This is a genomic window from Mesorhizobium sp. M7A.F.Ca.CA.004.06.1.1, assembly GCF_003999135.1.
Lineage (GTDB): Bacteria > Pseudomonadota > Alphaproteobacteria > Rhizobiales > Rhizobiaceae > Mesorhizobium.
Genome location: NZ_RZPQ01000228.1, coordinates 1 through 7,673, shown reverse-complemented (window position 1 = coordinate 7,673; position 7,673 = coordinate 1). Strand labels below are relative to the sequence as shown.

The following is a 7,673-nucleotide window of genomic DNA, read 5'->3' as shown; positions in this document are numbered from 1 at the left end:
GTAGTGGACATTGATGCCTGCATCGCGGCAGATAAATTCATAGTGCGCGGCCTGGTCCGTATCCTGGAATCGTCCCCACCGGCTGACATCCAGGACGAGGATCACGGAAAAGCCGCCCTGACCAGTCACGACATCCGCGAGCAGTTGCTGTAGTCCGTCCCTCCCTTTCAGACTTAGGCCGCTCTTGCCTGCGTCGGCATACGTGCGGACAACGGCAAAGCCTCTCATCTCGGCATACTCCGAAATGGCCGCTCTTTGATTATCGAGTGAATACCGCTGATGGTCGGTTGACATGCGAAGGTATTGCGCTGCCGGGACGCGAAGAGCAGTCGAGAGTTCGGGCATCGCCGGCGCTCCTTAATACCGTCCGACGGTATTAAGGGAGAGTAACACGGGGCGAATTTGCTGATTAAAGAAAACGGGCGATATCCATTGTCTCAAATCATTTAGTACACTGTAGTGCACACGATCAGGTCGCCGCCGTGCAGCTTGCCGGAGTTCGTCGAGGAACTGGCACCCGTCATCAATGCCGGTCCGATCGACACCTTGGACGCCTTTTCTCTAATTTGGCATTTTATACGCCATCGCGTATATCACCATTTTATACGCATTCGCGTATTCGGAGGACCATGATGCTTGACGCGATAGCGCGCAATGAAAAGCAGATCGGCGCAATCCTGCGGCGCGCCCGTCGGAAAGCAGGGCTTACGCAAGAGGCGCTTGGAGATCGAGTGCACCTCCGCCAGGGCACAATATCGCACCTTGAGGCCGGAAAGCCTGCAGTGCAGCTGCGAACCTTGATGGTAACGCTTTCTTCCCTCGGTCTGGAAATTGTCGTTCGTCGGCGCACCAGGGGCAGCCCTGCTGACTTCGAGGACCTGTTCTAGGGGCGGTGCAAAAGATCACGCACCCAGTGGCAATCAGGATCGTCTAAGGTTCCTGCGGCCGGTGGTCCCTATGCCCGCCGGGGGAACATTTTCGACTAACAAATGTTAATGCGCCTATGGAAATGCCTACTCCACCGGAAGCAGTACCCGATAGGATCCTAATCGCAGCGGCGAGACTGCAAGCGGCGTTGGATGCGAGGAACACGCAGAATAGCATTCAGTCCATGCGTGACGAGGAGGACCTGCGCCACGACTCCGATGAGGAGAACTAGCCCTTCTCCCGCGGCCGGAACTCACGGCGGCTTTGGCTACCTTCTTGGAGAATCCGCCATGGACGCTGACGCCAAAGCGGTTGGCATAAAACGCGATGAGATCGACGGGGAAGTTGACAGCCTGTATAGAACGATCCTTGATGCGATTGTGCATTACGATGCAGGTTCACCAGAATGAATTGGGGAGCGGGTGACGGAGTTTTTCAACCGGCTTTTGAGCGCCTTGGTCTTCCATGATGACCAAAGTGCCCTGATTCCCGAATTGAAGCTTCAGACCTATCCCCCAGGCTACCATTTCGAAACTGCCGACGCTGTGAGTTCATCTGTTTACTTCATTTGCAGCGGGGTGGCAGGTGTAATTGCCAGAAATAACAATAGCGGGGCCGCCGGCATCGCATTAGTTGGACAGGAAGGAATGACCGGGGCCGCGCTCGCCTTCGGGGTTGGGGTTTCCGCACATGACTATGTGGCTCTCACCTCTTGTGATGCCTATGCCCTAGAAGCGGGACGGCTCACTGAGGCTTTTGCGCGCTCCCCGAACATGCGACTGCTGGTCATCCGCTACTTCTACGACTTGGCGGCACAGTTTGCCGGATCGGCTTTCGCTAACGCGCGACAGACAGCGGACGCTAAAATCGCCCGAATGCTCCTGATGCTTCAGGACCGCTTGCCACAACCTTTGCCGATTACGCATGCGCAACTGGCGCTGATGCTGGGTACCCGACGACCAGGCGTCACTCTCGCGTTGCAGACGTTGGAAGGCATGGGCTACATTCGTGCGGGTCGAGGAAAAATCTCGGTGGTTGATCGCGACGGGCTCATCGAAATGAGTGACGGAGTTTATTCTGCAGCGGAACGGCAAGGTTAGGCGCTGCCGTCGGTCTCGCTTTCCTCATCGATCGTCCGGACCGGCAAATAGGCATTCGTTTCCAGCCACTCACGCAAGATGATCTGAATGAGATCCGCCCGGCCTGATCTTCATCTCGGCGGCGATGGAGTTCAGCGCGTCCTCCGTGGCTGGCTCCAGCGGTAGGCCGGCGACGTTCCGGAGCATCAAAGCAGCCCGCCGAAGCATGATCTGAAGATCCGCTCGCGACATGTCGGCGATGCTATCGGCGGCGTTCTCAAGCTCTTCTACGATAGAAAGGCGGGTCATGGCCTTGCCTTCAGCCTGACGCCTGGGCTCCCATGGTTCAGAAACTCGATGCCGGCTTCCTCAAGAACGGTCATCACGGCGCGCACCTTGTCCAAACCGCTGGTCAGTCCTTCGGCGCACTTCTTTTCCATCGCGCTTATCGTGTTGATGTTGATTCCTGCCCGCTTGGCAAGCGTCCCTTGATCCATGTCAGCAAGCGCCCGAGCAGCGCGAAGCTGGTTTCCTGTAGTGAGCATGTTGTGTCCCCATATCGGTAGACTAGGAATATTTCATAGTTTGCTGTTGACGGCAAGCGAATTGCGGTTCATGGTTAACTAGTAAATGTAACTAGTTCATAGGGAACCAAACACATGCCGAGCACATCTGTTCGGGCTGCCGCCGAAGGCATGCCCAATGTCAACCGCCGCAACCTCTTGCTTGGTGCGGCTGCTTTCTCAACCGCTGCCGCCGTTGTTGCGGTCTCTCCTGCGGCTCACGCCGCGCCGACCAGCCTAGAAGAGGCAATCGCCGCCTGCCAGCGGGCCGAACAGACCTATGTGTCAACAGCGGCTCGGGAAAATGCCATCGCTGACGCGCTTGGCGATAAGCTCTTTCCGAAGTGGACGCCTCCCGGTGGGCTCTCGTCCATCTGGTCGCACCATCCGAAAGCCTTCCGGTCGTCCGGCGACCTCGAAGCCGAGATTGCCCGCAAGAAGGCACAGGTTGATGAGTCGTGGGCGTCGAGTTGCATGGATCGCGCCGGCTACAATCGGTGGATGGCAGGCATCACGTCCGCAGAAACCGAGGGCCTAACCTCGCTGCGCAAACAGGAAGCCGTGACCCACGCCAGCGGTCACCACGACGCCATGCAGCAAGCAGACGACGCAATCGCTGTCTGGAACACGGCGTTTCAAGCTTTAATCAGGCATCCCTGCGTGACGATGGTCGAAGTGAGGGCGAAGGCGGCAGCTCTCATTCATGGCTACGGAGCCCTCGGCGTTGCGGTCGATGACGTCGAGTTTATCGCCTGTCTTGCGTCCTTCTGTGGTGAGGGCTGACCATGGGCGAAGTTGTATACTTTCGCCCGAAGCCGCCGCCTTCCGGGGAACTGGACGAGCTCATCGCATGGCTGAAGCCGGCCTCCGACTGGCGCACCGGCCGCATGCAAATCGAGTTGGCATATCATTTCCGCATGACCGCCGATTTTCGACGCATCCTTGCCACCGATACACATGGGAAGGACAGCGCCGAAGCGGTTTTCCAGCGCGACCTAGCGGACAAGGCCTTCAAGGCTTGGCAAATCCAATGTCTCAAACAGGTCTTCATCCCGGCCCGGTGCGTCCGTGATCTGCGCTGGAAAGAGGATTGGCTTCGCCGCAATGGTGGCGGATCGCCGGAAACCGCGCTCTCTGTCGCCCGCGATGAAGCCGCCTTCGCGGGTCGCATCGAACTCCATTCCCGTCAACAGGCGACGCGAAAGGCAAACAGGAAGGCGGTGCGGTCATGAACGCGCACACCCGCCTTTCCGACCCGACTGTCCGCCGCTCGATCGAGGACGAGATTGAGCGGCTGATTTCGCTGCTGGACTTCGTAGAGCCGGACCCGGATCTAGAACCTTGGCTGGCTGGCGGCATCGAAGTCGTCGGCGCCGATGACAGGGAAGGGGACGACGAGCGAGAGCGCGACGATTGCGACCTCGAAGAGCAGCACGACGCCGAAGCGTACTGTGCGGAAGACTATGGCGATATCGCGTGGTCGAACGATACCGACATGCCGCAAGAGGGGTCGGATTGGCATCGCAACGGCTGGTGACCCCCGTATCGTCAAATAGTGGACATAGAGCCCGCTGCCTCATGGTGGCGGGCCTTTCTATTCTTTGTGTTGAACGATGTAGCTATTGCTGATGGCGTTGCCCCCAACGCCCCGCGTGACAACAACGGTGGTGTACCCGGCGGGCAGTGAACCGGTGACAGTCTCGTCGACAGGATGGCATCGTCCGACGATTTCACCGTTTGGCGCACCTGCGAGTCTGTCTTTTAGAGATGCCCGACACGCGTCGAACGACGCATATGTCGTCGGCGCGGCCTCAATGGGCTTGCAGACGGCAGCCTGGCCTGGGCTGCAAGAGAGTAAAAGCAATACTGCTGCGGTTGCGGGGTCCATTGTCGAAGCTCCACTGAGACCAGCCTCAACGCGGATCGAAGGCCTTTGTTGCACAGGCAGCCCCGGCGGCGACCCGCTGCCGAGAGATGGCGGGCTTTTCATTTGGTGGTGGAGCGTAGCGGGATTAGCGGGCACAAGCTTTCCCACTATCTTGCGCGGTCATGTCTCCAAGCTCCACCGTGCCAGGATGGCCCGCGATCCGATAAAGCACCTCGAAGCACAACACCGATACCTAACCAAAAATCGCGAAAAAGTCTTGGCAAGGAAACGTTCGCCAGAAGCTAGGGAAAAGAAGAAAAAATGGAGAGCTGAGAACCGTCAAAAAGACTTGGACTACGGGCGAAGGTATCGTGAGACACATAAGGAGATACGTGCAGCGGCCAAGAAAGCTTGGCGTCTAGCCAATCCGGAAAAAGTGGTTGCGTACTACCATGCGTACAGAGCTGGTCATCTGGATGAAACCCGGATTTCCCAACGAAAATACTTTGTCGAACATCGCCAGGAAATCTATAAGAAGCAGGCCGCGTGGATGCTGCGAAAGAAATCAATCAACACCATGCGCCACGACCCGGACACGGTCTATCGGGTGGTGAGCCGGGCGGTCAGTTCAGGACTTCCGCGCTTCATGCGTGATGATGTTATCGCCTCGATGCTCCTGGCTGTGCTCGAAGGCAAGCTACTGCTGGAGCACGTCGGTGCGCGGATGAAGGATTACGTCACCGGCTACAACCGTGAATACGACACGTTCAAAACGCTCTCGCTCGATGCGCCGATGGGAGGGACTGATCTCAGGCGAATCGACCTGCTTGAGGCACCGGCGCCGTATGAGCCCGAGGACGACGAGGATGACGACATGGTCATGCTCAGGGGAGGGCAATCGCTCTGGCGATAAGTCGTCATTGAACGAAAAAGTTAGGAACTGAGTTAGGAACCGAATAAGGCGAGAGCGATTTACTCCGCTTTTTCAATTAGTTAATTAGAATTCTGGCGGAGGAAGTGGGATTCGAACCCACGGTGAGCTTGCACCCACGCCGGTTTTCAAGACCGGTGCCTTAAACCGCTCGGCCATTCCTCCATCGTGATTCTTCAACCACTTGGGTAGCACGAGGCCAGCTCGTTTGGCCTGTTGGCACCGGATTGGCACCGAAGGCGCTCCCGGCTGGTTCACGCCTCATTCCTGTAAAGCGGCATTGAGGGCTGCGTCAACCACCGCTGCGTCGGTTCCTGCTTTCCTGGGCAGACTCTGAGCGTGTCGGGATCGAGCGCCGGGACTATCGCGGTCCAATGGTGCATGAAGAAGAAGCCCGCCGCGGGCGTTGCCCGAGATGTGAGGCGCTGCAGTGCTTGCATGCAGGGGCCCAGGCAAGGGCGCGATCCGGCTATCGACCGGAACCATCAAGCAACCGGGCGGACGGGTTAATCCCCACAGGGCCAACCTCTTGGGACGGCTGCGGTATTTCCCCAAAAATTTAGTTCGCCAAGGGAACAGCTGCTGGTGAGGAAGGCCGAAGCTGCAATTTGGCTCCGGCCTGAGCGGTCCTCAGTCTTTGCAGCTTTCATCGGCCTTTGCCGCCGCGGCCTTATCACCATGCTGCTGCGCCTCAATGTCCTGCTGCGAGGTTGCGAGATTCTTGTCCCCGCCGCCTTCAGCGCCCGCCAATGGCATTGTGGCGCCATCCTTGGCGGTTGGCTTGCCCGCGCTGTCCGTGGCTTTCGGGGCCTCTAAGGGCGCGTGAGTTCCATCTTTCGAAATGCCGGCGGTCTGCTCGGCATCCGTCCCGGCATTGGAAGCCGACTTGTCCGGGCATGCGGCGATCGCAGACCCGGCAGAAAGTGACATTGCGATCGCGATTGTCAATGAAGCCATTTTCATCATGCTCATCCTTCTGTTCGAGTGCCCTGCGGATGAAACTAGCGGCGCATTTCTTTGTTCCGGACTATCGGTCCGCTGCCCGACAAAGCCTGTCAACGGGCAGGTATGGCCGGCAGGAGCGAAGCCAGGCTCTCTGTGGCAGAGGGCATCACATCTCTCGCGTGGAAGCGCGAAAATCGTTACTTTTCAGAGGGCTCTTGCGGTGGAGACGCCACAATCTTGCCCGGTTGCGGCCACAATCGGTTAATACCGTGATAAGCAATTCCTGCGCACAAAGGATCGGGGTTCGAAGGCGTCGCTGGTATTGGTCGGGTGAGTGTTTCGGCTTCTTCGACGGTTGGATACGACGTCTAGGCAAGACTGAAGGGGACATCAGGAAAATGCAGGCTGTGACGCAACCGCGTCTTCGTCGCGCTGCTACAGTCGCGTTGTTCGCCATGTCGGCCGCCTTGCTGGCGGCTTGTGCGTCGCAGCCCGAGCCGAAAGCGATGGTCTACAAGAAGACCCGCTCCAAGGAATATTTCGCCGAATCCGAATATGGCGTGAAGGCAAGCCCGCGTGTGATCTCCCAGAATGGGCGCATCCAACGTGGCGGCGGCAGGGATCAGCTCGGCAAACCCTATCAGGTCCGCGGCAAGTGGTATTACCCGAAGGAAGACAAGCGCTACGCCAAGGTCGGCCTGGCCTCCTGGTATGGCGATGCCTTCCATGGCCGGCTTACCGCCAATGGCGAAGTCTACGACATGACCCACCTGACCGCAGCGCACCCGACCATGCCGCTGCCAAGCTATGCCCGTGTCACCAATCTCAAGACCGGCAGTTCGGTCATCGTTCGCGTCAACGATCGCGGCCCATATCACGAAGGCCGCATCATCGATGTGTCGGAGCGCGCTGCCCAGATGCTTGACTATGTCAACACCGGCACCGCTCAGGTGAAGGTCGAATATGTCGGCCGCGCGCCGCTTGACGGCGATGACGACCAATATCTGATGGCTTCCTACCATCCCGGCAACAGGGTGCCCGACCCGTCGGACGGACTGCCGACCGGCGTCATGGTCGCCATGAACGGGCCGTCGCCAAGCCTGCCTGCGGGCAGCGCGGCCGTGCCGTTTCCGGGCCAGTTGACCGATTCCGGTTCTGTCCAGCCGGTCATGTCGGCGCAGTCGTCGGCGTATGGCGATCTGGCGCTTCCGGATTTCGGCCCGATCGTGCCGGAACGCCCGCAGATCAATCTGCCGCCGCAATCACCGTTTGCCATGGCCTCGCTGTCCTATGCCGACGAGCGGGTCGAACGCGCCTCAAGTGCCTTCGCCGCGATGGGTGGCGACGGGATGTCGCCGGCC

Annotated in this window: 10 protein-coding genes, 1 tRNA gene and 1 pseudogene; 7 read left to right on the top strand and 5 right to left on the bottom strand. The window is 58.8% G+C overall.

From position 1 onward, the window contains the following. Positions 1–345 (bottom strand): recombinase family protein (locus tag EN906_RS15675; RefSeq protein WP_164777188.1); only part of this gene is annotated, 345 nt, incomplete at its 3' end. 284 nt (positions 346–629) lie between these two features. Between EN906_RS15675 and EN906_RS15670 the strand changes: the two genes are divergently transcribed. Together EN906_RS15670 and EN906_RS15660 are read left to right on the top strand one after the other, a co-directional pair. After that, positions 630–887, top strand: a complete 258-nt coding sequence (locus tag EN906_RS15670) for a helix-turn-helix domain-containing protein (protein ID WP_306255447.1) — start codon at positions 630–632, stop codon at positions 885–887. 462 nt (positions 888–1,349) lie between these two features. Next, complete coding sequence (locus tag EN906_RS15660; protein WP_127270273.1) at positions 1,350–2,027, top strand: Crp/Fnr family transcriptional regulator; 678 nt, start codon at positions 1,350–1,352, stop codon at positions 2,025–2,027. Here the strand turns inward: EN906_RS15660 and EN906_RS15655 are convergent. Together EN906_RS15655 and EN906_RS38970 are read right to left on the bottom strand one after the other, a co-directional pair. After that, a pseudogene (locus tag EN906_RS15655) lies at positions 2,024–2,315 on the bottom strand (hypothetical protein). The gene EN906_RS15660 and the pseudogene EN906_RS15655 overlap by 4 nt on opposite strands. Beyond that, positions 2,312–2,446 carry a hypothetical protein gene (locus tag EN906_RS38970; RefSeq protein WP_348629281.1) on the bottom strand — a complete coding sequence of 45 codons (135 nt, stop codon included), beginning with the start codon at positions 2,444–2,446 and terminating at the stop codon, positions 2,312–2,314. The pseudogene EN906_RS15655 and the gene EN906_RS38970 overlap by 4 nt, the downstream one beginning before the upstream one ends. Positions 2,447–2,665: 219 nt before the next feature. Between EN906_RS38970 and EN906_RS15645 the strand changes: the two genes are divergently transcribed. The 4 genes from EN906_RS15645 to EN906_RS15625 all read left to right on the top strand — a co-directional run bounded on the left by EN906_RS15645 (position 2,666) and on the right by EN906_RS15625 (position 5,349). Beyond that, positions 2,666–3,352 (top strand): hypothetical protein, encoded by a 687-nt coding sequence (locus tag EN906_RS15645; RefSeq protein ID WP_127269310.1) that lies wholly within the window; start codon positions 2,666–2,668, stop codon positions 3,350–3,352. 2 nt (positions 3,353–3,354) lie between these two features. Then, positions 3,355–3,801, top strand: coding sequence for a hypothetical protein (locus tag EN906_RS15640; RefSeq protein WP_127269311.1), 447 nt, complete (start codon positions 3,355–3,357; stop codon positions 3,799–3,801). Further along, complete coding sequence (locus tag EN906_RS15635; protein WP_127269312.1) at positions 3,798–4,106, top strand: hypothetical protein; 309 nt, start codon at positions 3,798–3,800, stop codon at positions 4,104–4,106. Before EN906_RS15640 ends, EN906_RS15635 begins: the two co-directional genes overlap by 4 nt. Before the next feature lie 538 nt (positions 4,107–4,644). Further along, complete coding sequence (locus EN906_RS15625) at positions 4,645–5,349, top strand: hypothetical protein (protein WP_127269314.1); 705 nt, start codon at positions 4,645–4,647, stop codon at positions 5,347–5,349. Between the two features lie 93 nt (positions 5,350–5,442). Here the strand turns inward: EN906_RS15625 and EN906_RS15620 are convergent. After that, positions 5,443–5,532 (bottom strand) — tRNA-Ser (locus EN906_RS15620). Between the two features lie 465 nt (positions 5,533–5,997). Next, positions 5,998–6,339 (bottom strand): hypothetical protein, encoded by a 342-nt coding sequence (locus EN906_RS15615; RefSeq protein ID WP_236383389.1) that lies wholly within the window; start codon positions 6,337–6,339, stop codon positions 5,998–6,000. A gap of 371 nt (positions 6,340–6,710) precedes the next feature. Between EN906_RS15615 and EN906_RS15610 the strand changes: the two genes are divergently transcribed. Next, the coding region (locus tag EN906_RS15610; protein WP_164777187.1) for a septal ring lytic transglycosylase RlpA family protein at positions 6,711–7,673 on the top strand (963 nt) is incomplete at its 3' end.

What these genes read in the sequence shown, in the direction of transcription:
- EN906_RS15670 (WP_306255447.1), top strand. Translation starts at nt 630, where the DNA reads ATGATGCTTGACGCGATAGCGCGCAATGAAAAGCAGATCGGCGCAATC.
- EN906_RS38970 (WP_348629281.1), bottom strand. Translation starts at nt 2,446, where the DNA reads ATGGAAAAGAAGTGCGCCGAAGGACTGACCAGCGGTTTGGACAAGGTG.
- EN906_RS15645 (WP_127269310.1), top strand. Translation starts at nt 2,666, where the DNA reads ATGCCGAGCACATCTGTTCGGGCTGCCGCCGAAGGCATGCCCAATGTC.
- EN906_RS15640 (WP_127269311.1), top strand. Translation starts at nt 3,355, where the DNA reads ATGGGCGAAGTTGTATACTTTCGCCCGAAGCCGCCGCCTTCCGGGGAA.
- EN906_RS15635 (WP_127269312.1), top strand. Translation starts at nt 3,798, where the DNA reads ATGAACGCGCACACCCGCCTTTCCGACCCGACTGTCCGCCGCTCGATC.
- EN906_RS15625 (WP_127269314.1), top strand. Translation starts at nt 4,645, where the DNA reads ATGGCCCGCGATCCGATAAAGCACCTCGAAGCACAACACCGATACCTA.
- EN906_RS15615 (WP_236383389.1), bottom strand. Translation starts at nt 6,339, where the DNA reads ATGAGCATGATGAAAATGGCTTCATTGACAATCGCGATCGCAATGTCA.